Consider the following 24,284-nt stretch of genomic DNA (forward strand, 5'->3'; position numbering starts at 1 on the left):
CCCCTCTTCCGACCTCAAGGATCAGCCGTGAGCCGTTCAGCCCTTGTCGTGGGAGAGAATGATTTCGAGGAAGGCATCACCGTAGCGTTCGAGCTTCGCCTGCCCGACGCCTGATATGACGAGCAATTCCTTGCGGCTGCGCGGTTTCTCGGTGGCAAAGGCGATCAGCGTCGTATCGGGAAAGACGACATAGGGCGGCACGCCGAGCGATTTCGCGATCGCCATGCGCTCGGCCCTGAGCGCCTCGAAGAGACTGCCGTCGGCGCCCGATAATCCCGACTTGCGCTCGTTGCGCTCCGCCTTCTTCGTGCGCCGTTCCGAGGCCGGCCGGTCCTTGCGGAAGAATACCGGCCGCTCGTGCTTGAAGACAGCACGCGCCTCCGGCTCCAACTTCAGCGCCCCGAAGGCCTCGTGGTCGACGCGGATCAGCCCCATGGCAAGCAACTGGCGGAAGACCGACTGCCAGACGCGCGCCGGAATATCCTTGCCGGCCCCGAAGACCGGCATTTCGGTGTGGCCGAACCGTTCGGTCTTTTCGTTGACGTTGCCAAGGAGCACGTCGACGACATGGCCAGCGCCGAAACGCTCGCCGGTGCGATAGATGGCGGCCAGCGCCTTGATCGCCGCCTCCGTGCCCTCCCAGGTCTCGACCGGTTTCAGGCAGGTGTCGCAATTGCCGCATTGGCCGGCATGCGCCTCGCCGAAATGGGCAAGGATCGCCTGGCGGCGGCAGGAGGCGGTCTCGCAAATCGCCAGCAATGCGTTGAGCTTGGCGCGCTCGACCCGCTTGATTTCAGCGGCGGCACTGCCCTCGTCGATCATCCGGCCGCGCTGGATCACGTCCGCCATGCCATAGGCCATCCAGACCTCGGACGGCAGACCGTCGCGCCCGGCGCGCCCCGTCTCCTGATAATAGGCTTCCACAGAACCCGGCAGGTCGAGATGGGCGACATAACGCACGTTCGGCTTGTCGATGCCCATGCCGAAGGCAACGGTGGCGACCAGGCAAAGGTTCTCTTCTTTCAGGAAGGCATCCTGATTGGCGTCACGAACCGCCCTGTCCATGCCGGCATGATAGGCAAGCGCGCGAATGCCCTGCCCGTTCAGCCATTCGGCCGTATCCTCGACCTTGGCGCGCGACAGGCAATAGACGATGCCGCTGTCGCCCTTGTGGCCGGACAGGAACCGCAACAGCTGCTGGCGCGGCTGATCACGCTCGACGATCTCGTAGGCAATGTTCGGTCGGTCGAAACTGGTGGTGAAGATCCGGGCGGCATCGAGCCCCAGCCGCTCGATGATGTCGTCGCGTGTATGCGGATCGGCCGTCGCCGTCAGCGCCACTCTGGGCACACCGGGATATTGCTCGCCGAGCCGGCCGAGCGCACGATATTCCGGCCGGAAATCATGGCCCCATTGCGAGACGCAATGGGCCTCGTCGATGGCAAACAGCGCGATCTTCTCGTTGGCGATCAGATCGCGGAAACCATCGGTCAAAATGCGCTCGGGCGTCACGTAGAGAAGGTCGAGTTGGCCTGCCGAAAGCGCGCGGCGAACCTCGACGAACTCCTCGCGCGACAGCGACGAATTGAGCGCGGCCGCCCGGATGCCGAGCTGCTTCATCGCCTCCACCTGATCGCGCATCAGCGCAATCAGCGGCGAAACCACGATGCCGACGCCGTCGCGGCAGAGCGCCGGGATCTGGAAGCATAGCGATTTGCCGGCACCGGTGGGAAAGAGCACCACAGCATCGCCGCCGGAAACCACATGGTCGACCACCTGCTGCTGCTTGCCGCGGAAGGAGGAATAGCCATAGACCTGCTTGAGGATATCGAGCGGCGAGCGGCCGGAAGAAAACAGCGCGCCAGAAGCGGAAAAACCCGGTTCGGTCAGCGACATCAGTGGTTCGCCGCCCCTTTGACGCGGCCGGAAAGAACGCCGAAGCCATCGATGATCGCCTCCTGGTTCTCAAGGCGCACCCCTTCGAAATGCACTTCCTGCTGCGCTCGCATCAGTTGAACGATCGCCTCGCCGTCGCCGGCTTCGGTTGCCAGTGCGATCTCGCGCTCAAGCTCGATCTTCTGCCGGCGCAGCGCCTTCGACCGCTTGTGGGAGGCCAGCGCCTGACGGTATCCCTCACGCGCATCCTCCATCGCCGCCTGCTCGGTCGCGATCCATAGCCGGGCATTGCGCACCTGCTGGTCCAGGCTCTTGATAAGCGGGCCAAAGCCTTCGAATTCCAACCTTTCGGTCAGATATTCGCGCGTCAGATGCGGGCCGGCGACGGCAGCGGCGGCCCCCAGCATCGCCGACCAGAGCCGCTGTAGCTCGCGGCTGTCATATTCGATCGCGGCGATCTCGTCATAATCGTCGATCATCAGCGAGGGGTGATTGACGACGGTCAGCGCCAGCACGCTTTCGCGCAGCGCCGTATTGTTCTGGTGGCCGCGCACGGGACCCGATCGGGCGAGCCTTTCGGAAATGACGCTCGGGCTTTTCGGCCCTGCCTTGCCCGCATTGTCGCGGCCCGTCCGGTAATTGCCGTTGCCGTTGAAGCCGCCGCGGCGATCGCCATTGTTGCGGTTCTGGAACTGCGGCTGGAAGAAGGCGCTCAGCCGATCGCGAATATCCTGCTGGTAGTGGCGGCGGACGTTCTCGTCGGCGATGACGGCGACCAGTTGCTTCAGCCGCGCCTCGAGCTCGGCGCGCGCCTCGGGCGTGTCGAACTTGCCGGTGTTGACCTCCCGGCTCCACAGCATCTCGGAGAGCGGCTTTGCCTGGCTCATCACCTTGTCGAAAGGCGCGCGCCCGTCATCGCGCACAAGATCGTCGGGATCCTTGCCATCGGGCAGAAGCGCGAAGCGAACGGAACGGCCGGGCTTCAGATGCGGCAATGCCAGTTCGGCGGCGCGATTGGCGGCGCGGATGCCGGCGCCGTCGCCGTCGAAGCAGAGCACCGGTTGCGGCACCATCTTCCAGAGCAGCTCGAGCTGGTTTTCAGTGAGCGCCGTGCCGAGCGGCGCGACGGCATTCTCGATGCCCGCCTGATGCAGCGCGATCACGTCCATATAGCCTTCGACGGCGATGATGGTGCCGGTCGCATTCTCGTCCTGAGGATCGCCGCGACCCGGTCCCTGGATCGCGCGCCGCGCACGGGCGAAATTGTAAAGGACATTGCCCTTGTGGAAGAGCTCCGTCTCGTTGGAGTTCAGATATTTGGCCGGCGCGTCAGCCGACATGGCGCGGCCGCCGAAGGCGATCACCTTTTCACGCGACGAAAGGATCGGGAACATGATGCGGTCGCGGAAACGATCGTAGGAAACTGGCACGTTTTCATGGACGACCAGACCGCAGGCCTCGATCTGCTCCTTGGAGACACCCTTTCCGGCGAGGAATTCCTTGAGCGCATTGCGGCTGTCGGGCGCATAGCCGAGACGGAAGGTCTCGATGGTACGCCCCGTCAATCCGCGGTCGCGCAGATAAGCGCGCGCCCTCGCCCCATTCGCCGTCTGCAGCTGGTCCTGGAAAAATTGTGTCGCCATTTCCATGACGTCGATCAGCGAGCCGCGCTCCTTCTCGCGCTTCTCCATCACAGGATCGGCAAGCGGCATCGGCACGCCGGCGATGTCGGCGATCTGCTGTACCGCCTCGGGGAAACTCAGGCCTTCAAGTTCAGTCAGGAAGCGGAAATGGTCTCCGGTGACGCCGCAGCCGAAGCAGTGGTAGCGGCCCTTTCGGTCCTCGCAGTGGAAGCTCGGCGATTTCTCGCCGTGGAACGGGCAGCAGGCCCAGTAATCGCCGCGCGACACGTTGGTCTTGCGCTTGTCCCAGCTGACGCGGCGCGCGATCACGTTCGAAATCGGAACGCGGTCGCGGATCTCATCGAGAAAGGTGTTGGAAAAGCGCATTTATACCTCTTGGCCACTCTCCATATAAGCTGCTTTGGCGCTCCATGCCACGAAACTTGTCATGAAAACCCGCTATTCACAGGCAAGTGCATCCGTTGCCTGCGACGTCGGTTTTCCAATCAACAACACGTTATCGCCCCTGCGACAGGGGTGCGACATTATTGTCCCCGCTGACCGGGAACTCCATCGCCGCGAGTGCTCAACGAAGAGCCGCAGTTTTTCGAAAAATTTGAGTAAGTCATTTAAAAACAGTAAGTTATTCATTCCTATATTTGAGCATCCCCGTCTTCAAGCCAACAACTCAGCCTCCGCTTTAATGCCCATCAAACCGCCGTTTTCGCCAATCATTATTTTTTTGTAATTTGAATATGCAGCCAGCCCGCAATAAGTTCGATCTCAACAAAGCGATCCCCGAGCGAAGCACCATCCCTACCCCCGGCGCCGCTTCGCAAGGGTGCCTTTGCAAATACCCTCCGGCTTGGGCTTCGGCCCTGCGTGCCGGTGGAAGCAAAGAGCAAGAAGGCAGGAGCGCCCCCAGCTCCTGCCTTCTTAAATTTTGGCTCTCCTTGCGACAACTCTCCCTTTGAAATTAACCGCTTATCGATAAAATCGTTGACAGGCGGCGCTTGCATGAAAGATGTATGCGCCGAACTCCCTGGACCTCTCCAAATGGCTTTTACCGCGGATAATCTTGCAGCCGACGATCGCTTTCTCGCTGCGATCTTGCATTGCGCCGATCAGATGCTCGCCATCTATCGTGAGAGCCCGCGCATCGCCTCGATCTTCGCCGCGCAACAGCGCTGGCTGATGGCCCATGCCGGCTTCGCGCTTCATTACGGTTATTCCGAAGACGGAAAGAGCGGCGGCCTCTATTCCGGCCGCTTCATCGATTTCGCGGTCAGGAACGACATTGCCAGCCGCAATACGGCCGCGGCCTTCATGCAGGAAATGCTGGCCTATCGCTTCCTGCGAGCCGTTCCCGGCCCCGACAAGCGCACACGCTACCTGGAGCCCACCGAAATCGCCGAGCAGCATTTCACCCGATGGCTCGTCACCCATATGATGATCCTCGACAGCCTCGACGGCGGTAAGCGCGCGGATAAGATTGCCGCCGATCCCTCGGCGATGATGGCAGCGATCCAGCCGCTGATCGCCAGGGCGATCATCGGCAGCGAACGGGTGCGCAGTCCGGGCGCCACGTTCAACCTCTTCAACTGGGCGAACACCGGCGGGCTGGTGATGGACTACCTGATCTCGCGCCTTCCCAAATTTCCAAGGACGGCCGACCGCGTCGTGCTCGGCCCTCTGTCGCTTAGGGAAATCCGCGAACAGTTCATGATCTCCAACACCCACCTGAAGCGGCTTCTGACGCAGGCAGCGACCATGGAGAGCATCGGCTGGACGGAACCCTCCCGCAAGGGCGACTTCTGGCTGTCGGCCCACTTCATCCGTGAATATTGGAATTATCAGGCGGCGAAATTCGCCATCATCGATGCCGCCGCCGAAGCGGTGCTCGGGCCTGCGGTCCTTGACGAACCGCAGGCAAGAAAGGTTATCTGAGGCTTATCCGTTCAATAGTTCCTTGACGGTCGCCGACGCCTTAGCGAAATCCATCTGGCCGGCGTAACGCTCCTTCAACGCCGCCATCACCTTGCCCATGTCCTTGGCACCCGCGGCACCTGTCTCGGCGATGATCGCCGAGACGTTGGCGCGCACTTCGCTGTCCGAAAGCTGCTTCGGCATGAAATCCTGGATGACGATGATTTCGGCGCGCTCCTTGGCGGCGAGCTCCGGCCGGGAATTCTCCTCGTAGATCTTTGCCGATTCGTCGCGCTGCTTCACCATCTTGGCGAGGATCTGCAGGATTTCGTCGTCGCTCGCCTGCTCCTTGCCGGTGCCCCGGTTGGCGATATCGCGGTCCTTGACCGCGGCCTGAATCAGCCGGACGGTGGAAAGCCGCTCCGCATTCTTGGCCTTCATCGCCTCTTTCAGCTGGGTGGCGAGTTGATCGCGCAGCATGGTCTTCACTCCTGTTTTGATGCCGCTTCATAAACCACGCTGATGCGGCGGATCAAATAAATTGCGCGGTCGATGCGATAAAGCGCAGGAAAACGGCCACGATCTCGGCTACAAAGATTGACGCTAAGCGATTGCGTGGCTATTTACCGCCACCTGCACCAAAATTCGTGATCAGGCCTGAAGCGCGCGGCATTGCCGTGTCCACACGCCTGCGAAATCAAATGGCGACGAGCGCGACAACGCGCCCACCTGCCGGAAACGGGATGAAGATGACCGCGACAGCACCCTGGACAATCGAAAAGCCGACCGCCCTGCTCGTTCTTGCCGACGGCACGGTTATCGAAGGCAAGGGCATCGGCGCCACCGGCAAGGTGCCGGCCGAAGTCGTCTTCAACACAGCGCTCACCGGCTATGAGGAGATCCTGACGGACCCCTCCTATCTCGGCCAGATCGTCACCTTCACCTTCCCGCATATTGGCAATATCGGCACCAATGATGAAGACATCGAGGATCTGACGCCCGCCGCCCGCCATGGCGCCGTCGGCGTCATCTTCAAGGCCGACATCACTGAACCCTCGAACTACCGCGCCGCCAAGCACCTCGACCAATGGCTGAAGGCGCGCGGCGTCATCGGTCTCTGCGGCATCGACACGCGCGCGCTGACCGCCTGGATCCGTGAGAACGGCGCTCCGAACGCGGTCATCGCCCACGATCCGAACGGCGTCTTCGATATCGAGACGCTGAAGGCCGAAGCCAAAGCTTGGAGTGGCCTCGAAGGTCTCGACCTCGCCAAGAGCGCCTCCTCGGGCCAGTCCTCGCAATGGGCCGAAACGCCGTGGGTGTGGAACGAAGGTTACGGTGAACTCAAGGCGACAGACGCGAAATACCACGTCGTCTGCCTCGATTACGGGGTCAAGCGCAACATCCTGCGCCTGTTTGCCGGCCTCGACTGCAAGGTGACTGTCATGCCGGCCGCAACGAGCGCCGAAGACGTACTCGCCATGCAGCCGGACGGCATCTTCCTGTCGAACGGCCCGGGCGATCCGGCGGCAACCGGCGACTATGCCGTGCCTGTGATCAAGACGCTGATCAAGACCGATATCCCGGTCTTCGGCATCTGCCTCGGCCACCAGATGCTGGGCCTGGCACTTGGCGCGAAGACCGAGAAGATGCATCAGGGCCATCACGGCGCCAACCACCCCGTCAAGGACCACACGACCGGCAAGGTCGAGATCGTCTCGATGAACCACGGCTTCGCAGTCGACTCGAAGTCGCTGCCGGATGGCGTTGAAGAGACTCATATTTCGCTTTTCGACGGCACCAATTGCGGCCTGCGCGTCCTCGGCAAGCAGGTCTTCTCCGTCCAGCACCATCCGGAAGCCTCTCCGGGCCCGCAGGACAGCCACTATCTCTTCCGTCGCTTCATCAACATGGTGCGCGAAAAGAAGGGCGAACCGGCGCTCGCCGAACGCTGAATTTCAAAAATGCCCACTTCTGATCAAGGCTCACATAAGTGGGCCCTTTTTCTTCCTCCGTATATTGACCTCAACTTAACTTGAGGAATTACAGATCTGCCTGCAAACATCGATGCAGGAGAGAATGGATGAGCGGAGCTTTCTTTCGAGTGGACAAGTTCATCGTGCCGGCAGCGGCGCGAGAGGAATTTCTCGTCAAAGTAATGATGACCCACAAGCTGCTGGAGGCGCAGGACGGTTTCATCGATCACAGGGTGCTGGAGCAGGTCGCCGGTCCGGGCGAATTCAATTTCGTCACGATTGCCGAATGGGAAAATACCGAAGTCGTCGAGCGCGCGCGAGCAGCCGTGGCGGCCGCTCATAAGGCCGCCAATTTCGATCCGCAGGAAATGTTTGCGCGCCTCGGCATTCGCGCCGATATCGCCAGCTACAAACCTGTCGCGGCTTGAGGGTAAAACGGCCGGCTAGCCACCGGCCGTCACTCCCTCCCGGCGAAGAAGAAGGTAGAAGCGCGCGCAGAGCATGACGGCGGCGGCGGCCAGCCCGACGAGGAAGCCGAACCAGATGCCGATGCCACCGAAACCCAGCGGGAAGGCAAAGGCCCAGGCAAGGAAGAAGCCGATCGGCCAGTAGGCGATCAACGCCATGATCATCGGCACGCGTGCGTCCTTGAGGCCGCGCAGCAATCCATTGGCCATCACCTGCAACCCGTCGACGAGCTGGAAAAGCCCGGCAACGACGATCAACGGCCCGGCATAGGCAAGCACCTGAGGCGCCTCCGGCGAGCTGACGTCGAGGAACCAGCTTCCGAGGAATTGCGGCGCCACCGCAAAGAGCACGCCGCCGGCGGCTGATATGGCGCAGGCGAGGATAAGCACGGTGATCGAGGCGCGCACCAACCCCTCGTAATCGCCCCGGCCATGTGCCACGCCGACACGCACCGTTGCCGCCTGGCTGAGGCCGAGCGGGATCATGAAGGCGATCGAGGCCCATTGCAGCGCGATGCCATGAGCGGCGAGCTCGATGGTGCCGATATAGCCCATCAGCAGCGAGGCCACCGTGAACAGGCTGACCTCGGCAAGGATGGTGACGCTGATCGGGAAACCGAGCCGGATGACCTCCAGCAGCGCATGCCAGTCGGGCTTCCAGAACCGCACGAAGATCTCGTAGCGCCGCGTCTCTTCCCGCCGCTGCACGAAAGCCAGGATGAAGAGGAAGCCTGCCGTCTGCACGACGACCGAAACGATCGCAGCACCCTCGAGCCCCATCGCCGGAAAGCCGAAATGACCGAGCACGAGCATGTAGGCGAAGATTGCGTTCATCACCAGCGTGGCGATGGTGACGTTGAGGATGACACCCGCCTTGCCGATGGCGCTGACGAGCGAGCGCATGACGTTGAAGAGCAGGCCTGGCAGCACACCGAACTGGCCGATCATGATGTAGCCATGGGCGAGCTTCGCCACCTCGGGCTTCTGTTGCGCCCAAAGAAGGATCTGCTCCGAATTGAAGAAGGCGGGCTGCATGAGGACCCAGTATGCGATCACCACCCACAGACCCATGCGCAGCGACCGGCGCACCGAGACGAGGTCGCCGCGGCCATAGGCCTGCGCCACCATCGGAATGACGGCGATAGCAAAGCCCGAACCGAAGATCAGGATCGTGAACAGGAACTGTGCCGCAAGCACCATCGCCGCCAGATGTTCGGCGCCAAGGCGGCCGACGATCATCACATCGGTGGTGTTGATGCCGAGCTGGGCAAGCTGAGCGCCGATCAACGGAATGCCGAGCGCCAGCGTTGCACGGAAATGTGCGCTCCAACGATTATCGGTTGTCGGCGCAAGCCTGCGCGCGTCGATCGGCGTGTCCATGACACCAGTCCTGTGATTGAAATATGCGTCGCCGCAACTTGTGGCGAAATATCATCCGGGCTTAGAGCAAAGCCCTGCAAAGAACTACCCCAAATGAGGCAAATGATGAAAAATTCATCATCACATCAGCGTTTCTGATCGATCAACCGGCCGCTTCCAGCGCCTCGGCCGGCTGACGGACCCGGACCCGCAGGAGGAACACGCCGGCGGCCACCAGGATGAACAGGGCGGCGGCAAGATAAGGCGCGCCGGCAAAGGTGACCGGTGCCTCGGGCCGCGTGAAGTAGCCGAACATCTGCGTGAAGATTAGCGGCCCGGCGATGGTGGTGATGCTGCTGAGGCTGGTGAGCGCGCCCTGCAGCTCGCCCTGCGCCGATGGCGGCACCATGCCGGCGGCAATGCTGCGCAGCGGCGGATCGGCGACGTTTTCCATGACAGTTGCAACGATGATGACATAGACGACCCAACCTTCCCAGGCGAAGGCATAGCCGGTGAGCCCGACGGCCGAGAAGCAGAGGCCGAGAAGAGCGGTCTTCCACTCGCCGAGCACCGGCACGATCCGCGGCAGAACCAGCCCCATGACGATCACCGCGCCGATGCCGTAAATGCCGAGCGACAGGCCGATCTGTCCCTCGCTCCAGCCGTAGCGATAGGTCGAGACGAACGACCAGACCGAGGGATAGACGGCATGCGCCAGGAAGAACAGGAACATGACAAGGCTGACCCAGCCGATGCCGGGATAGTGGCGCATCTGGCGCAACGCGCCGAGCGGATTGGCGCGTTTCCACTCGAACCGGCGGCGGTTCTTCGCCTCCAGCGTTTCCGGCAGCAGGAAGCAGGCGGCGATGAAATTGAGAAGCGACAACGCAGCCGCACCGAGGAAGGGCACACGCGGGCCGAATTCGCCGAGGACACCGCCGACGACGGGGCCGATGGTGAAGCCGACGCCGAAGGCGATGCCGATCAGCCCGAAATTCTTCGCCCGGTTCTCCTCCGTGCTGATATCGGCGATGTAGGCCGAGCAGGTGGCGAAGCTGCCGCCGCTGATGCCGGCAAGCACGCGGCCGACGAACAGCATCCAGAAGCTGGTGGCAATGCCGCAGATGAAATTATCGATCGCGAAGGTCAGCACCGAAAGCAACAGGATCGGCCGGCGGCCGAAACGGTCGGACAGGTTTCCGAGCAGTGGCGCGAACAGGAATTGCATGCCGGCATAGACCAGCATCAGCCAGCCGCCGTCGATCGCCGCATCGCTGACGCTGCCGCCGGTCAGCTGCTCCAGATAGGCGGGCAGCACCGGCATGATGATGGCGATGCCGATAATGTCGAGGAAAAGGATGATGAAGACCAGGAAAAGGCCGCGTCGAACGAATTTGGGGTCAAGCATGAGGCATCTCTACAGCGGTTGGTTCTGAAAAGACGATCTCATCGCCGAGAAAATGACATAGCTCAGAAAAGAAACCGAAACAATCCGTGAACATTTCAAAGTTTTTGATAATGCTCAACGGGAAGTTCACGAGACGCCTCAACCGCAGGGCGCACGCTGCCGTTCCAGCTTCAGGAGACCGAAAGCCGCCAAGCGAATCGCCGGGCGACGCATTCCCTTGCAATTGCCGCGACGGCATCCAGATCTCTCAAAGGATCGCCCATTGTACATTTTCCCGCACAGCCTGTTCGATGCCGTCCGATTATCGCTCGAACGCGAATGCGGTAGAACGATATCGACAGCGCCGCTCGGGGCGAGGACGAAGGAGAAGACCATGCAAACCTATCGCTTGGGAAAGACTGGACCCGATGTCTCGGCCATCGGCCTCGGCTGCATGGGCATGTCGGGCATGTACGGCCCCTCCGATCGCGCAGAAAGCATCGCGACGATCCATGCCGCGCTCGATGCCGGCGTCAACCTGCTCGACACCGGCGATTTCTACGGCATGGGCCATAACGAAATGCTGATCGGCGAGGCATTGAAGGGCCGCAGGCGCGAGGAAGCCGTCATCAGCGTCAAGTTCGGCGGCCTGCGCGATCCCGTCGGCGGCTGGAGCGGCATCGACGCCCGCCCGGTCGCGGTGAAGAACTTCCTCAGCTATACGCTGCAGCGCCTCGGCGTCGACTATATCGACATCTACCGTCCCGCCCGCCTCGATCCCAACGTACCGATCGAGGACACCGTCGGCGCCATCGCCGACATGGTCAAGGCAGGTTATGTCAGGCATATCGGCCTGTCGGAAGTCGGCGCCGACACGATCCGCCGCGCCGCCGCTGTCGCCCCGATCGTCGACCTGCAGATCGAATATTCGCTAATCTCGCGCGGCATCGAGGAGAAGATCCTGCCGACGACACGCGAACTCGGTATTTCGATCACCGCCTACGGCGTGCTCTCGCGCGGCCTGATCAGCGGCCACTGGCAGAAGGGCCAGGGCGGAACGGCCGGCGATTTCCGCGCCTACAGCCCACGCTTCCAGGAAGGCAATATCGAGCAGAACCTCGCTCTGGTGGAGAAGCTGCGCGAGATCGCCCAGGCAAAGAGCGTCTCGGTCGCCCAGATCGCCATCGCCTGGGTCGCCGCCAAGGGCAAGGACATCCTCCCGATCATCGGCGCCCGCCGCCGCGACCGGCTGACCGAGGCGCTCGGCTCACGCGCAGTCGATCTGTCGCCAGAAGACTTCGCCGTCATCGAACGCGCCGTGCCGAAAGACGCGGCGGCGGGTGGGCGTTATCCCGAGCATATGCTGCAGCATATGGACAGCGAGAAGTAAGCAAGGAGTGGAAGGGGCTGCGATGTGCTTCGTGCCATGCGCCCCTTCATCTCTCTTCAAACCGGTCCCGAGAACGTATCGCAGGCCGACAGCTGGCCGCTGTCGAAGCCGCGCTTGAACCATTTGACCCGCTGCTCCGAGGTACCGTGGTTGAAGCTTTCCGGGACGACGTAACCCTGTGACCGCTTCTGCAGTGAATCGTCGCCGATCTGCTGGGCTGCGTTCAGCGCTTCCTCCAGATCGCCTGACTCGAGCAGGCCCTTCTGCTGGGTATATTTGCCCCAGATGCCCGCAAAGCAATCGGCCTGCAGCTCGACGCGCACCGACATCTTGTTGGCGTCGGCCTCGCTCATGCGCTGGCGGGCCTGGTTGAACTTCGGCAGGATGCCGAGCAGGTTCTGCACGTGATGGCCGACCTCATGGGCAACGACATAGGCCTCCGCGAAATCGCCCGAAGCGCCAAAGCGGTCGGAAAGCTCCTGGAAGAATTCGGTATCGAGATAGAGCTTGTGGTCACCGGGGCAGTAGAAAGGACCTGTTGCAGATGATGCGGAGCCGCAGGCCGAGGCCGTCGAGCCCGAGAACAGCACCAGGCGCGGCTCCTCGTAATTCTGGCCCTGCGCCTGGAAGATGCCCTGCCAGGTATCCTCGGTCTCGGCAAGAACGGTGCGCATGAAGGCGGTCATCTCGTCATTGGCGGGCGCACGTGTTCCGCCGGACTGGCTCTGCTCGTAGCCCGGACCGCTCGTCGTGCCGCCGGTATCGAGCACCTGCAGCAGATCGATGCCCATCATCTTGAAGATGAAATAAATGACGACGAGGAAGATGATCGTGCCGATGCTGAGACCGCCGCCGGCGCGGCGAACGCCGCCGCCGGAAGGAAAGTTGAAGCCACCGCCGCGGCCGAAACCGCCGCCGGTCGGACCGCCACGGCGATCCTCGATATTGTCGGACTGACGCCGGCCTCTCCATTCCATCTTCGCTCTCCCCGGCAATGCCTGTGCTTGCGCTCAAGGAGTTATATATCCGTCGGCGGCCGGAATTCCAGCGACTTCATCGGGCAATCAGGCGCCCGCGTCGGCGACGCAGCACGATTGCGATCAGGATCGAGCCGATCACCGCCGCAGCAAGGACAGCTGGCCATTCCGCGCCGGTGAAGACGACCGCATGCATGATCCGGCCAGGCAGGAAAGTGAACAGGCCGGCAAGGCCGATGCCGCCGAAATAAAGCCCGGCAACGATGCGCTTGTGCAGACGGATATCGCCGCGACGAGCCGCAGCGATCGCATTCCAGCTGCCGAACAACGTTGCGATCGACAGAAAATGGATCGGGCTGAACCCGTAGAAGAGATCGAGCTCATGAATGAAGAAACTCGATATCGCCGTGACAACCATCAGCACCATCCAGATCCTGCCGAGCAGCCGGTGCAGCGGCGTGCCCTTGGGACGCAGCAGGATATAGGCGCCCAGAAGTGCCGCCGGCGTAACAGCAGTGACATGGATCTGAACGGCGAGCGGGGCGCCGAGGAGCGGTTCGAGGGTCATGAGCGACATCCGGTTGAATTCAATCCTTCTTTCCGCCAAGACTTCATCTGCGTCAATCCGAACCGCGCGAACGGCAGGAAAACTTCGTGATTCACCTCTTCTTGCAATCCACGCTTCGCGAATTGCAGGTCTTTCTCCACTCCCGGCGCTTCGGGGGAACCTTTGCCGCGATCGTCCTGCTCTTTGCCGTCACCGGCCCCTACGGCACGATGGAAAGCATGGCCTTCGGCGAACGCCTCGCCTACTGGCTGACCCTGCATGCCCTTGCCTGGGCGATCGCTATTCTCTGCGCAGTCGCGGCCGAAAGACTGCTGCGGGAGGTGATCGTTTCCATGTTCGCCCGCATGATGGCGGGCTCGCTCATAGCCGCCCTGCCGATCGGTTTTGCCATCGGCCTCGTCGACTATGTCTTCACCGGCGAAGCGACGACGCTGCAAAGCGGCCTGCAGCGCGCGCTTTTTGCGATGCCGCTCTGCGCCCTCTTCTGCCTTTTGACCTATATGGCGATGAGCCAGAAAATCGCCGAAGCCGCAGCACCTCAGGAAACCCCCAGCCCCGGCGCCTCGATCCTCGACCGGCTGAAGCCTGAGAATCGTGGCTCGCTGCTGCGCCTCTCCGTCCAGGGACCACTATACCGAGGTAGTGACCAGCCGCGGGCGCGAACTGGTGCTCTTGCGTTTCGCCGATGCGCTGAAGGGAACCGCCGCGACGCCGGGCCTTCGCGTCCATCGCTCGCACTGGGTGGCCGACGCCCATGTCGAAAGCCTGAAACGCGACAATGGCAGGCTGCTGATCCTCACCCGCGACGGCACGGCAATCCCGGTCAGCCGCAGCTATGCCGAGGATGTGCGCCGCCGCTTCACGTAAAGAAGAGGCGCCAAGCGCTTGACGGGACTCCCGCTTTCGCTCTTCCGGAAGCAGGGCGACGGCGAAATCTGGGTGGCGGTCGTGTCTGATGGGAAATAGCCTTTCGCGCCGTGTTGGATTCCTGTCGATTCCGCGATTTATGGGGTTCCGTTTGCAAATACATTTGCCTATAAGCCGCTTCTAGCCTGAAAAGACCCAGCATGCGCGACCCGACCCGGTGATCTCCCACCCTGGCCGGCTTTCTGCGCAGCCAGAAAACGGAAGCACTCATGCCGAAGCGCCAAGACATCAAATCGATCCTCATCATCGGCGCGGGACCGATCGTCATCGGCCAGGCTTGCGAGTTCGATTATTCCGGCACCCAGGCCTGCAAGGCGCTGAAGGAGGAAGGCTACCGCGTCATCCTCGTCAACTCCAACCCGGCGACGATCATGACCGATCCGGGCCTTGCCGACGCCACCTATGTCGAGCCGATCACCCCCGAGGTCGTCGCCAAGATCATCGCCAAGGAACGCCCGGATGCGTTGCTGCCGACCATGGGCGGCCAGACGGCGCTGAACACTGCGCTTTCGCTGAAGCGCATGGGCGTGCTCGACCGCTACAATGTCGAGATGATCGGCGCCAAGCCCGCCGCCATCGACATGGCCGAAGACCGCGCGCTGTTCCGCGAGGCGATGGCCCGCATCGGGCTGGAAACGCCGCGCTCGATGCTGGCGAACGCCACCGACATCAAGGACCTCGACCGCAAGACGCACGAGGCCGAACGCGTCAAGCTGCGTGAAAGCCTCTCGGGATCCGACCTCGACAAGGCGCTGGACGAGCTGGAAAACCAGTGGAATCTCGGCGAGAGCGACCGCAAGCAGCGTTACATGAGCCATGCCATGGCAATTGCCGCCCAGGCGATCGATCATGTCGGCCTGCCCGCCATCATCCGTCCTTCCTTCACGCTCGGCGGCACCGGCGGCGGCATCGCCTACAACCGCTCGGAATTTTTCGAGATCGTCGGCGGCGGCCTCGACGCATCGCCGACCACCGAAGTGCTGGTCGAGGAATCGGTGCTCGGCTGGAAGGAATATGAAATGGAGGTCGTCCGCGATAAGGCGGACAACTGCATCATCATCTGCTCGATCGAGAACATCGATCCGATGGGCGTCCATACCGGCGATTCGATCACCGTCGCCCCGGCGCTGACGCTGACCGACAAGGAATACCAGATCATGCGCAACGCCTCGATCGCGGTGCTGCGCGAGATCGGGGTCGAGACCGGTGGCTCGAACGTCCAGTTCGCCGTCAATCCCAAAGACGGCCGTCTCGTCGTCATCGAAATGAACCCGCGCGTGTCGCGCTCGTCTGCGCTCGCCTCGAAAGCCACCGGCTTCCCGATCGCCAAGATCGCCGCCAAGCTGGCGATCGGCTATACGCTCGACGAACTGGATAACGACATCACCGGCGGCGCAACGCCTGCCTCCTTCGAACCGTCGATCGACTACGTCGTCACCAAGATCCCGCGTTTCGCCTTCGAGAAATTCCCCGGCGCTTCGCCGGTTCTGACGACAGCGATGAAGTCGGTCGGCGAAGTCATGGCGATCGGCCGCACCTTCGCCGAATCGCTGCAGAAGGCGCTGCGCGGCTTGGAAACCGGCCTGACCGGCCTCGACGAAATCGAGATCCCCGGCTTTGAAGAGGGCGAATCCAGCCAGAACGCCATCCGCGCTGCAATCGGCACACCGACGCCCGATCGCCTGCGCATGGTCGCCCAGGCGCTGCGCCAGGGCATGAGCGAAGCCGAAGTCCACGAAGGCTGCAAGATCGACCCCTGGTTCATCGCCGAGCTGAAGGCGATCGTCGAGATGGAAGCCCGGGTCCGCGAGCACGGCCTGCCGGATGATGCCGCCAACCTGCGCATGTTGAAGGCCATGGGCTTTTCCGACGCGCGCCTGGCGACACTGACCGGCAAGCGCCCGAAGGAAGTCGCCGAATTCCGCAACAGCCTGAACGTCCGCCCCGTCTTCAAGCGCATCGATACCTGTGCGGCCGAGTTCGCCTCGCCGACCGCCTATATGTATTCGACCTATGAGACGCCTTTTGTCGGCGCCGCCCGCTCCGAGGCTGAAGTGTCCGACCGCAAGAAGGTCGTCATCCTCGGCGGCGGTCCGAACCGCATCGGCCAGGGCATCGAGTTCGACTATTGCTGCTGCCATGCCGCCTTCGCGCTGAAGGATGCGGGTTATGAAGCTATCATGATCAACTGCAACCCGGAAACCGTTTCGACCGACTACGATACGTCGGACCGCCTCTATTTCGAGCCGCTGACGGCCGAGGACGTGATCGAGATCCTGCGGGCAGAACAGGAAAAGGGTGAAGTCGTCGGCGTCATCGTCCAGTTCGGCGGCCAGACGCCGCTGAAGCTTGCCGAGGCGCTGGAAAAGAACGGCATCCCGATCCTCGGCACCGCGCCTGATATGATCGACCTTGCCGAGGACCGCGACCGCTTCCAGAAGCTGTTGATGAAGCTCGACCTCAACCAGCCGAACAACGGCATCGCCTATTCGGTCGAGCAGGCCCGCATGGTCGCCACCGAAATCGGCTTCCCGCTGGTCGTTCGCCCCTCTTACGTGCTTGGCGGCCGCGCCATGCAGATCCTGCATTCGGAAGGCCAGCTGCAGAGCTACCTGCTCGATACCGTGCCCGAACTGGTGCCGGAGGATATCAAGCAGCGTTATCCCAACGACAAGACCGGTCAGATCAACACCCTGCTCGGCAAGAACCCGCTGCTCTTCGACAGCTATCTTAGCCACGCCATCGAAGTCGACGTCGACTGCCTCTCGGACGGCACCGACGTCTATGTCGCCGGCATCATGGAGCATATCGAGGAGGCCGGCATCCATTCCGGCGACAGCGCCTGCTCGCTGCCGCCGCGCACGCTCTCCAACGAGATGCTCGACGAGCTGGAACGCCAGGCGAAAGCCATGGCCAAGGCGCTCAATGTCGGCGGCCTGATGAACGTCCAGTTCGCCATCAAGGACGGCACCGTCTACGTTCTCGAAGTCAATCCGCGCGCCTCGCGCACCGTGCCCTTCGTCGCCAAGACCATCGGCGCGCCGATTGCCAAGATCGCCGCCCGCGTCATGGCCGGCGAAAAACTCGACGCGACCTTCGCCGCCTACGGCGAAAAGCCCGATCCGCGCAAGCTGAAGCACATCGCCGTCAAGGAAGCCGTTTTCCCCTTCGCCCGTTTCCCCGGCGTCGACACGCTGCTCGGCCCGGAAATGCGCTCGACGGGTGAAGTCATCGGCCTCGATACCGATTTTGCGCTAGCCTTCGCCAAGTCGCAGCTCGGCGCCGGCGTCGAGCTGCCGCGGGATGGGACGGTCTTCGTCTCCGTCCGCGACGCGGACAAGCCGCGCGTGCTGCCGGCGATCCGCATCCTCGTCGAGCAGGGCTTCAAAGTGCTGGCGACCGGCGGCACCGCCCGCTTCCTCGCCGAAAACGGTATCACCGCCACCAAGATCAACAAGGTGCTGGAAGGCCGTCCGCACATCGAGGACGCGATCCGCAATCGCCAGGTCCAGCTCGTCATCAACACAACCGATGGCAACAAGGCGATCTCGGACTCCAAGTCGCTACGCCGTGCGACGCTGATGCAGAAGGTGCCCTATTACACGACGATGGCAGGCGCCGAGGCCGCCGCCCAGGCGATCAAAGCGCTGAAGGCCGGCAATCTGGAAGTGCGGCCGCTGCAGAGCTACTTCGCCTGAGATAGGGCAGCGCCATCGCTCGATCAGCGATGGCGCCAGAGGCTTCGGAATCAGTTTATGCAGCTGCCAGCATAAGGCGCTGAATTTTCAGCATATCTTCGCGAAATCGCGCCAGTTCTTCCGCTTTCAGCCGCTCGTCGGGAATACGCAACAGATAGGACGGATGCACTGTCACAAAGAGCGTTCGCTTCTCGTCGATCGCGATCGCTTTCCCCCTGACATCCTGCAGCCGCTGTTTCGTATCGGTCAGCGCCGCGAGCGCTGTCGCCCCCATGGCAACGATCAGCTTCGGCTTGATCAGTGCCATCTCCAGATTGAGCCACCAGCGGCAATGCTTCACCTCCCCCATATTGGGCTTCTGATGGATGCGACGCTTGCCGCGCGGCTCATATTTGAAATGCTTGACGGCATTGGTGACGTAAAGCGTTGAGCGGTCGATGCCCGCTTCAGCGATCACCTGGTCCAGCAGCCTGCCGGCGGGACCGACGAAGGGGCGCCCTGATATATCCTCCTGGTCGCCTGGCTGCTCGCCGACGAACATCACCTCTGCATCGCGCGGCCCCTCCCCGAATACGGTTTGCGTCGCCTTCGCATGAAGCGGACAGCGGGTGCAGCCGGCAGCTTCCGCGCCCAGTGCTTCCAGCGTGCCCGCCGGCGCTTCAGGTTCAACTGGAATGCTGCGCGCGGCTTCCTGCAGGCGATCGTGAAAGGGCAACGACTGGGTCGCCTCCCCTGCAGCCATGGCCCGCACCTTGCTCTCCGCCGATGCGATCAGCCCAGGGATGAGATCGGCTTCCGGCAGGTTCTTCCAGTATTTTTTCGGCATCTCCGCCTGCATCGCCTTCAGCTTCAACCGCGCCGGATTGAAAATGCTGGCGTAGTAGGTGCGCCAGAGGTCATCGGTAGCATCGGTGAGATTGGGTTTTTCGCACGGCGCGTCGCTCATCGTCAGCCGCTCTCCGTCCCAGGCGGCCGATCCCTTGGGCGTGGCGATCAGCCAGTCCATGTCGGTGAAGCGCCGTTGGAAGAAGGGCGCTGTTCGCCTGACGATATGGTGATCCGGCTCGAACCAGGCGAGGAATTTTCGACGGCCTGCCGACACCGCACCAACCTCCTTGAAGCGGACGAAGGCCGTCATCTTGTGCGCGTCGCGCCGAACGTTTTTCGCCATCAGCCTGGCACAGGCGACGTCCTCGTCGGAGGCCACTTCAAGCAGTTGCCGGTCCAGTTGCAGCCGCCAGAGCAGACGGTAAAGCAGGGAAAAACGCGCCGGGTCGGAATGACAGAGAACTGTCTCTGCGAGTTCGATGAAGGCGGGCGGCACCGTCATCGGCTTGCGTGCCATGACGGGCGCCGGCGGCATGGCGTCGCGCTGAAACGCAAGGTCCGCCTCCTCGCTTTTTTCGCGCCAATCTATCTCTTCCGGCAGGATGCCCGCGGCCGCGAAAGCGCGCGCGGCGTCGCGCCATTCGGCAAGCTCCCCGCGTCCTGCAAGCACGACCCGACGCATCACAGCAACGACAACTGTTCGGGTTGCGGTTCGAACATGGCGCGAAGGTCGGGGCGCTCGATCAATCGGCGCGGCGACCAGCCTTCCGCCGAGATGAAGGACTGAACCTTCTTGATCGAAACGCCGAGCCGCTGGAGATCGTCGAGCCGCAACCGGCGAAAACGCCGTGCCGAAACGATCGCTTTGACTGTCTTGGTGCCGAGACCGGGCACACGCAGCAACCGCTCGCGCTCGGCCCTGTTGATATCGACGGGAAATTCGGCCCGGTTGGCGAGCGCCCAGGCAAGTTTGGGATCGAGGCTGAGATCGAGCATGCCTCCCGCCTGGTTCGCGGTGATCTCGTCTATGCCGAAACCGTAAAATCGATAGAGCCAATCGGCCTGATAGAGCCGGTGTTCCCGCATCAGCGGCGGTTTGATCAGCGGCAGATTTTTCGACGAGTCCGGAATCGGGCTGAAGGCGGAATAATAGACGCGCTTCAGCCCGTAGCTGCTGTAAAGCCGGCCGCTGGTCGCAAGGATCGTCGCATCGTTCGCGCCATCGGCGCCGACGATCATCTGCGTGCTCTGGCCGGCCGGCACGAAACGCTGACGCTTCTTCGTCCGCAGCGTCGGTTCGCCGGCGGCCTCGATCTTCAGCCTCAGATCCCCCATCGAACGCCGAATATTGGCAGGCTTCTTTTCCGGCGCGAAGCGGGTGATGCCGTTATCCGTCGGCAACTCGATATTGAGCGACAGCCTGTCTGCATGAAGCCCCGCCTCCTCGATCAGACGCGGCGACGCCTCGGGGATCGATTTCAGATGGATATATCCGCGGAAATTGTGGGTCACACGCAGTTCGCGGACGATGCGGACCATCTCTTCCATCGTGTAATCTGACGAACGAATAATGCCGGAGGAAAGGAACAGGCCTTCGATATAGTTGCGGCGATAGAATTCCAGCGTCAGCCAGATGACCTCCTCGGGCGTAAAGCGCGCCCGTTCGACATTGCTCGACGAGCGATTGACGCAATAGGCGCAGTCGTAGATGCAGAAATTGGTCAGCAGTATCTTCAGAAGCGAAATGCACCGCCCGTCCGGGGCATAGGCATGACAGATGCCGGATCCCTCGGTCGAACCGAGCCCGCCGCTTGCCCGGGAATCACGTTTCACCGTGCCGCTGGAAGCGCAGGAAGCGTCATATTTCGCGGCATCGGAAAGGATGGCCAGGCGTTCTGTAAGCGACTTCTTCATTAGTATGTTCACTATATGTTCCCATGCAGAGAGTCAATCAGGACCATGCGATTTCTGCCCATTTTCAAGCCACATCACCTGATGTTGGGGCGCGCCGCGTTTCTTTCATGCGAATTTTCTGGAAATCGGCCTTGGCGATCTGCTATAAGCGTCCGACTAAGATTGTGGCACGGTTCCGAAGCTCCCCTTCGGGACCTGTTTTCTTTTGTGTTCGCCGCTGGTTGTGCGGATACGAGGATTGAAGGACAGAAAAATGGTTGAAAAGGTACCGATGACACCGGGCGGTTTCGTCAAGCTGCAGGAAGAACTGCGCTGGCGTCAGCAGGAGGAGCGCCCTCGAATCATCGAGGCGATCGCCGAAGCCCGTGCCCATGGCGACCTTTCCGAAAACGCCGAATACCACGCCGCCAAGGAAGCCCAGAGTCACAATGAAGGCCGCATCAGCGAGCTGGAAGACCTGACGGCGCGCGCCGAGGTCATCGACCTCACCAAGATGTCGGGCGACAAGATCAAGTTCGGCGCCAAGGTGAAACTCATCGACGAGGACACCGATGAAGAAAAGACCTACCAGATCGTCGGCGACCAGGAAGCCGACGTCAAGGCCGGCCGCATCTCCATCTCCTCGCCGATCGCCCGTGCTCTGATCGGCAAGGAAGTCGGCGATTCCATCGAGGTCAATGCGCCGGGCGGCTCCAAGGCCTACGAAATCCTCCAGGTTTCCTGGGGCTGATCGCCCGCGAGCCGCGAGACCCCTCCCTTGCCCGATATCCGTGACGTCGAGATCATTGCGCCCAATTTCAAGCGCCGGCTCTCCGGCGTCACGTCGACTATCGTCCAGCTCATCCCATGCCAGATCCGGCTCGGCATCAAGATCGCGACACTCGGCCCCGGCCTGCCGGAGGACCTGCCGAAACTTAAGGGACGGCAACTCCTCGGCCTCTGGCGCCCGCCGGCGCGCCGGCGCCAGCGTGTCTGGCACGCTCGCCGCAACAACGAGATGGCCGTCGGCATCCTGCTGCGCCATCTGTTGCGGATGCCGCTGAAGCTTCTCTTCACCTCGGCCGCGCAACGCAGGCACACCGCCTATACGAAATGGCTGATCCGCCGCATGGACGCTATCATCGCGACCAGCGATCGATCAGGCTCGTTCCTCGAGGTGCCGCACACGGTGATCCAGCACGGCGTCGATCTTGCCTTGTTCCATCCGCCGGAAACGGCGGAGGACGGCATCGCCGCCACCGGCCTGCCGGGCCGCCATCTCGTCGGCTGCTTCGGCCGTGTGCGCCATCAGAAGGGCACCGATCTTTTCGTCAGGACGATGATCGAACTGCTGCCACAGCATCCCGACTGGACGGCGATCGTCTCCGGCCGGGTGACGGCCGAACACATGGCATTTGGCGACAAACTCAAGGCGGATGTCGCGGCCGCCCGGCTCAGCGACCGTATCCTCTTCCTCGGCGAAGTGCCGGACATCAAGGTCTGGTATCGCCGCCTGACGCTTTACGTCGCCCCTTCCCGCAACGAGGGTTTCGGCCTGACGCCGCTCGAAGCCATGGCCTCGCGCACCGCGGTGGTGGCATCGGACGCCGGCGCCTATGCCGAGCTCATCGTCACGGGCGAGACGGGCTCGGTCGTCGCCGCCGGCGATGGCGAGGCGCTGACGCGGGCAATCGCGCCCTATATCGCCGATCCCGCTTTGGCGCTCGCCCATGGCGAGAATGCGCTACGGCATGTCAGGATGAATTTTGCGCTGGAGAAGGAAGCAAGCGCGATCGGCGCCGTTTATAACAGCCTTCTCGGCGACAATCGCGGCTGACGCAGAAAGAGAAACGGCCCGTTGGATAACGGGCCGCTGCAGGGATTCTAACGATAAGGAATAGCGGCTGACTATTCGGCCGGCTGCAGCCCGGCAGCCGAAATATCCTCTCCGGTCTGGCCGCCCAGTGCCGCGGCGAGCTGCGCCGTATCCAGTTCGTTTTCCCAACGTGCGACGACGATCGTCGCCACCGCATTGCCGACGAGGTTGGTCAGCGCCCGGCATTCCGACATGAAGCGGTCGATGCCGAGGATAAGCGCCATGCCGGCGACCGGCACGGAGGGCACGACGGAGAGCGTTGCGGCAAGCGTGATGAAGCCGGCGCCGGTGATGCCTGCAGCACCCTTGGAGCTCAGCATCGCCACCAGCAGCAGCAGGATCTGATCACCCCAGGAAAGTTGAATGCCGGTTGCCTGGGCAATGAAGAGCGCTGCGAGCGTCATGTAGATGTTGGTGCCGTCGAGGTTGAAGGAATAGCCTGTCGGGATGACGAGGCCGACGACCGAGCGCTTGCAGCCGGCCTTTTCCATCTTGTTCATCAGCCCCGGAAGGGCGGCCTCCGAAGACGAGGTGCCGAGGACCAGCAGCAGTTCTTCCTTGATGTAGCGCAGCAGCGCCACGATCGAGAAGCCGTTGTAGCGGGCGACCGCGCCGAGAACGACGAGGACAAAGAGCAGAGAGGTGATGTAAAAGGTACCGATCAGCATGGCGAGATTGGCGATCGATCCGACCCCGTACTTGCCGATGGTGAATGCCATGGCGCCGAAGGCGCCGATCGGCGCAGCCTTCATGAGGATGGCGACGAGCTTGAACACGGGCGCAGTCAGGGCATTGAGGAAGTTGACGACCGGTTGGCTCTTTTCGCCGACCATGGCGAGCGCAATGCCGAAGAGCACCGAGAAGAACAGTACCTGCAGAATGTCGCCATCGGCAAAAGCGCCGACGATCGTCGTCGGGATGATGTTGGTCAGGAAACCGACGATGCTCTGCTCATGCGCCTTTGCGGCGTAGCCGGCGACGGCGGCCGGATCCAGCGAGGCAGGATCGATGTTCATGCCGGCGCCGGGCTGGACGACATTGGCGACGATCAGGCCAATGATGAGCGCCAATGTCGAGAATGTCAGGAAGTAGAGCATCGCCTTGCCGGCGACCCGGCCGACCTTCTGCAGGTCGCTCATGCCGGCAATGCCGGTCGCAACCGTCAGAAAGATGACCGGCGCAATGATCATCTTGACGAGCTTGATGAAGGCATCGCCGAGCGGCTTCAGCTGGGTGCCGAATTCGGGATAGAAATGGCCAAGCAGGATACCCGCGGCGATAGCCGCGAGAACCTGAACGTAAAGATGGGTATAAAAGGGCTTCTTGCCCTTGCTGTCTGCGACTGCATCGAGTGGTGCTGCGATCATGATGTCCTCCTAATGGCTCGTCCGGAACGAACTCCGGCCTCCCGAGCCGTTCGCTTCAAGTCCAACAGCTCAGCCGTTGTTGCCACCTCCTTCGCAATCGCCGTGCCAGTTTTGCCCCGACGGCCAA

General features: G+C 62.1%; 18 protein-coding genes and 1 pseudogene. 9 read left to right on the plus strand and 10 right to left on the minus strand.

Annotation, left to right across the window (positions count from 1 at the left end; translation table 11 throughout):
• Positions 1 to 36: 36 nt before the first annotated feature.
• Positions 37 to 1,896, minus strand: a complete 1,860-nt coding sequence (recQ, locus tag OIU37_RS07705) for a DNA helicase RecQ (protein ID WP_264256985.1) — start codon at positions 1,894 to 1,896, stop codon at positions 37 to 39.
• A complete protein-coding gene (gene dnaG / locus OIU37_RS07710; RefSeq protein WP_264256988.1) occupies positions 1,896 to 3,905 on the minus strand; it encodes a DNA primase in 2,010 nt (669 codons plus the stop codon). The genes recQ and dnaG overlap by 1 nt, the downstream gene beginning before the upstream one ends.
• A gap of 61 nt (positions 3,906 to 3,966) precedes the next feature.
• Here dnaG and OIU37_RS07715 point away from each other — a divergent pair, with 61 nt between their 5' ends.
• Positions 3,967 to 4,266 (plus strand): hypothetical protein, encoded by a 300-nt coding sequence (locus OIU37_RS07715; protein ID WP_171604148.1) that lies wholly within the window; start codon positions 3,967 to 3,969, stop codon positions 4,264 to 4,266.
• A gap of 308 nt (positions 4,267 to 4,574) precedes the next feature.
• Positions 4,575 to 5,465, plus strand: coding sequence for a hypothetical protein (locus tag OIU37_RS07720; RefSeq protein ID WP_171377530.1), 891 nt, complete (start codon positions 4,575 to 4,577; stop codon positions 5,463 to 5,465).
• Between the two features lie 3 nt (positions 5,466 to 5,468).
• Here the strand turns inward: OIU37_RS07720 and OIU37_RS07725 are convergent, their stop codons facing one another.
• Positions 5,469 to 5,924 (minus strand): GatB/YqeY domain-containing protein, encoded by a 456-nt coding sequence (locus tag OIU37_RS07725; RefSeq protein WP_003541620.1) that lies wholly within the window; start codon positions 5,922 to 5,924, stop codon positions 5,469 to 5,471.
• A 269-nt stretch (positions 5,925 to 6,193) separates the two neighbouring features.
• On the opposite strand from OIU37_RS07725, the gene carA reads away from it, so the two are divergent.
• Together carA and OIU37_RS07735 are read left to right on the plus strand one after the other, a co-directional pair.
• Positions 6,194 to 7,399, plus strand: coding sequence for a glutamine-hydrolyzing carbamoyl-phosphate synthase small subunit (carA, locus tag OIU37_RS07730; protein WP_264257460.1), 1,206 nt, complete (start codon positions 6,194 to 6,196; stop codon positions 7,397 to 7,399).
• 128 nt (positions 7,400 to 7,527) lie between these two features.
• Complete coding sequence (locus OIU37_RS07735) at positions 7,528 to 7,848, plus strand: antibiotic biosynthesis monooxygenase (RefSeq protein ID WP_171604150.1); 321 nt, start codon at positions 7,528 to 7,530, stop codon at positions 7,846 to 7,848.
• A gap of 15 nt (positions 7,849 to 7,863) precedes the next feature.
• Here OIU37_RS07735 and OIU37_RS07740 read toward each other — a convergent pair whose 3' ends face one another.
• Positions 7,864 to 9,267 carry an MATE family efflux transporter gene (locus OIU37_RS07740; RefSeq protein WP_264256991.1) on the minus strand — a complete coding sequence of 468 codons (1,404 nt, stop codon included), beginning with the start codon at positions 9,265 to 9,267 and terminating at the stop codon, positions 7,864 to 7,866.
• Positions 9,268 to 9,409: 142 nt separating this feature from the next.
• The gene (locus OIU37_RS07745; RefSeq protein WP_180694512.1) at positions 9,410 to 10,654 is read right to left on the minus strand and encodes a TCR/Tet family MFS transporter; all 1,245 of its coding nucleotides are present in this window, start codon (positions 10,652 to 10,654) and stop codon (positions 9,410 to 9,412) included.
• Positions 10,655 to 11,027: 373 nt separating this feature from the next.
• On the opposite strand from OIU37_RS07745, the gene OIU37_RS07750 reads away from it, so the two are divergent.
• Complete coding sequence (locus OIU37_RS07750; protein ID WP_264256993.1) at positions 11,028 to 12,023, plus strand: aldo/keto reductase; 996 nt, start codon at positions 11,028 to 11,030, stop codon at positions 12,021 to 12,023.
• 56 nt (positions 12,024 to 12,079) lie between these two features.
• Here OIU37_RS07750 and OIU37_RS07755 read toward each other — a convergent pair whose 3' ends face one another.
• The gene (locus OIU37_RS07755; protein WP_171604155.1) at positions 12,080 to 13,000 is read right to left on the minus strand and encodes a neutral zinc metallopeptidase; all 921 of its coding nucleotides are present in this window, start codon (positions 12,998 to 13,000) and stop codon (positions 12,080 to 12,082) included.
• A 76-nt stretch (positions 13,001 to 13,076) separates the two neighbouring features.
• Positions 13,077 to 13,607, minus strand: a complete 531-nt coding sequence (locus tag OIU37_RS07760) for a DUF2306 domain-containing protein (protein ID WP_180694509.1) — start codon at positions 13,605 to 13,607, stop codon at positions 13,077 to 13,079.
• Positions 13,608 to 13,654: 47 nt separating this feature from the next.
• Here OIU37_RS07760 and OIU37_RS07765 point away from each other — a divergent pair.
• Positions 13,655 to 14,435, plus strand: a pseudogene (locus tag OIU37_RS07765) (LytTR family DNA-binding domain-containing protein).
• Between the two features lie 269 nt (positions 14,436 to 14,704).
• Positions 14,705 to 18,193, plus strand: coding sequence for a carbamoyl-phosphate synthase large subunit (gene carB / locus OIU37_RS07770; protein WP_182208792.1), 3,489 nt, complete (start codon positions 14,705 to 14,707; stop codon positions 18,191 to 18,193).
• A 55-nt stretch (positions 18,194 to 18,248) separates the two neighbouring features.
• On the opposite strand, the gene OIU37_RS07775 is transcribed toward carB, so the two are convergent.
• A complete protein-coding gene (locus OIU37_RS07775) occupies positions 18,249 to 19,703 on the minus strand; it encodes a UdgX family uracil-DNA binding protein (RefSeq protein WP_264256995.1) in 1,455 nt (484 codons plus the stop codon).
• Entirely contained in the window at positions 19,703 to 20,935 is a 1,233-nt protein-coding gene (locus OIU37_RS07780; RefSeq protein ID WP_171604160.1) for a putative DNA modification/repair radical SAM protein, read from the minus strand. The genes OIU37_RS07775 and OIU37_RS07780 overlap by 1 nt, the downstream gene beginning before the upstream one ends.
• A 253-nt stretch (positions 20,936 to 21,188) precedes the next feature.
• Between OIU37_RS07780 and greA the strand changes: the two genes are divergently transcribed.
• Both greA and OIU37_RS07790 read left to right on the plus strand, forming a co-directional pair.
• Complete coding sequence (gene greA, locus OIU37_RS07785; protein ID WP_012758398.1) at positions 21,189 to 21,665, plus strand: transcription elongation factor GreA; 477 nt, start codon at positions 21,189 to 21,191, stop codon at positions 21,663 to 21,665.
• Between the two features lie 27 nt (positions 21,666 to 21,692).
• Complete coding sequence (locus OIU37_RS07790; RefSeq protein ID WP_171604161.1) at positions 21,693 to 22,751, plus strand: glycosyltransferase family 4 protein; 1,059 nt, start codon at positions 21,693 to 21,695, stop codon at positions 22,749 to 22,751.
• A gap of 71 nt (positions 22,752 to 22,822) precedes the next feature.
• Here OIU37_RS07790 and OIU37_RS07795 read toward each other — a convergent pair whose 3' ends face one another.
• Positions 22,823 to 24,157 carry a dicarboxylate/amino acid:cation symporter gene (locus OIU37_RS07795; protein ID WP_264257002.1) on the minus strand — a complete coding sequence of 445 codons (1,335 nt, stop codon included), beginning with the start codon at positions 24,155 to 24,157 and terminating at the stop codon, positions 22,823 to 22,825.
• Positions 24,158 to 24,284: the final 127 nt, after the last annotated feature.

The sequence above is a fragment of the Rhizobium sp. BT-226 genome (assembly GCF_025847085.2).
In the GTDB taxonomy this organism is placed as follows: Bacteria; Pseudomonadota; Alphaproteobacteria; order Rhizobiales; family Rhizobiaceae; genus Rhizobium; species Rhizobium sophorae.

Bases quoted from the DNA above. Each gene is read 5' to 3' on its own strand.
- carB (WP_182208792.1), top strand. From the start codon at position 14,705: ATGCCGAAGCGCCAAGACATCAAATCGATCCTCATCATCGGCGCGGGA.
- OIU37_RS07755 (WP_171604155.1), bottom strand. From the start codon at position 13,000: ATGGAATGGAGAGGCCGGCGTCAGTCCGACAATATCGAGGATCGCCGT.
- dnaG (WP_264256988.1), bottom strand. From the start codon at position 3,905: ATGCGCTTTTCCAACACCTTTCTCGATGAGATCCGCGACCGCGTTCCG.
- OIU37_RS07720 (WP_171377530.1), top strand. From the start codon at position 4,575: ATGGCTTTTACCGCGGATAATCTTGCAGCCGACGATCGCTTTCTCGCT.
- OIU37_RS07795 (WP_264257002.1), bottom strand. From the start codon at position 24,157: ATGATCGCAGCACCACTCGATGCAGTCGCAGACAGCAAGGGCAAGAAG.
- OIU37_RS07735 (WP_171604150.1), top strand. From the start codon at position 7,528: ATGAGCGGAGCTTTCTTTCGAGTGGACAAGTTCATCGTGCCGGCAGCG.
- carA (WP_264257460.1), top strand. From the start codon at position 6,194: ATGACCGCGACAGCACCCTGGACAATCGAAAAGCCGACCGCCCTGCTC.
- OIU37_RS07775 (WP_264256995.1), bottom strand. From the start codon at position 19,703: ATGCGTCGGGTCGTGCTTGCAGGACGCGGGGAGCTTGCCGAATGGCGC.
- OIU37_RS07745 (WP_180694512.1), bottom strand. From the start codon at position 10,654: ATGCTTGACCCCAAATTCGTTCGACGCGGCCTTTTCCTGGTCTTCATC.
- OIU37_RS07715 (WP_171604148.1), top strand. From the start codon at position 3,967: ATGAAAACCCGCTATTCACAGGCAAGTGCATCCGTTGCCTGCGACGTC.
- recQ (WP_264256985.1), bottom strand. From the start codon at position 1,896: ATGTCGCTGACCGAACCGGGTTTTTCCGCTTCTGGCGCGCTGTTTTCT.
- OIU37_RS07750 (WP_264256993.1), top strand. From the start codon at position 11,028: ATGCAAACCTATCGCTTGGGAAAGACTGGACCCGATGTCTCGGCCATC.
- OIU37_RS07740 (WP_264256991.1), bottom strand. From the start codon at position 9,267: ATGGACACGCCGATCGACGCGCGCAGGCTTGCGCCGACAACCGATAAT.
- greA (WP_012758398.1), top strand. From the start codon at position 21,189: ATGGTTGAAAAGGTACCGATGACACCGGGCGGTTTCGTCAAGCTGCAG.
- OIU37_RS07725 (WP_003541620.1), bottom strand. From the start codon at position 5,924: ATGCTGCGCGATCAACTCGCCACCCAGCTGAAAGAGGCGATGAAGGCC.
- OIU37_RS07780 (WP_171604160.1), bottom strand. From the start codon at position 20,935: ATGAAGAAGTCGCTTACAGAACGCCTGGCCATCCTTTCCGATGCCGCG.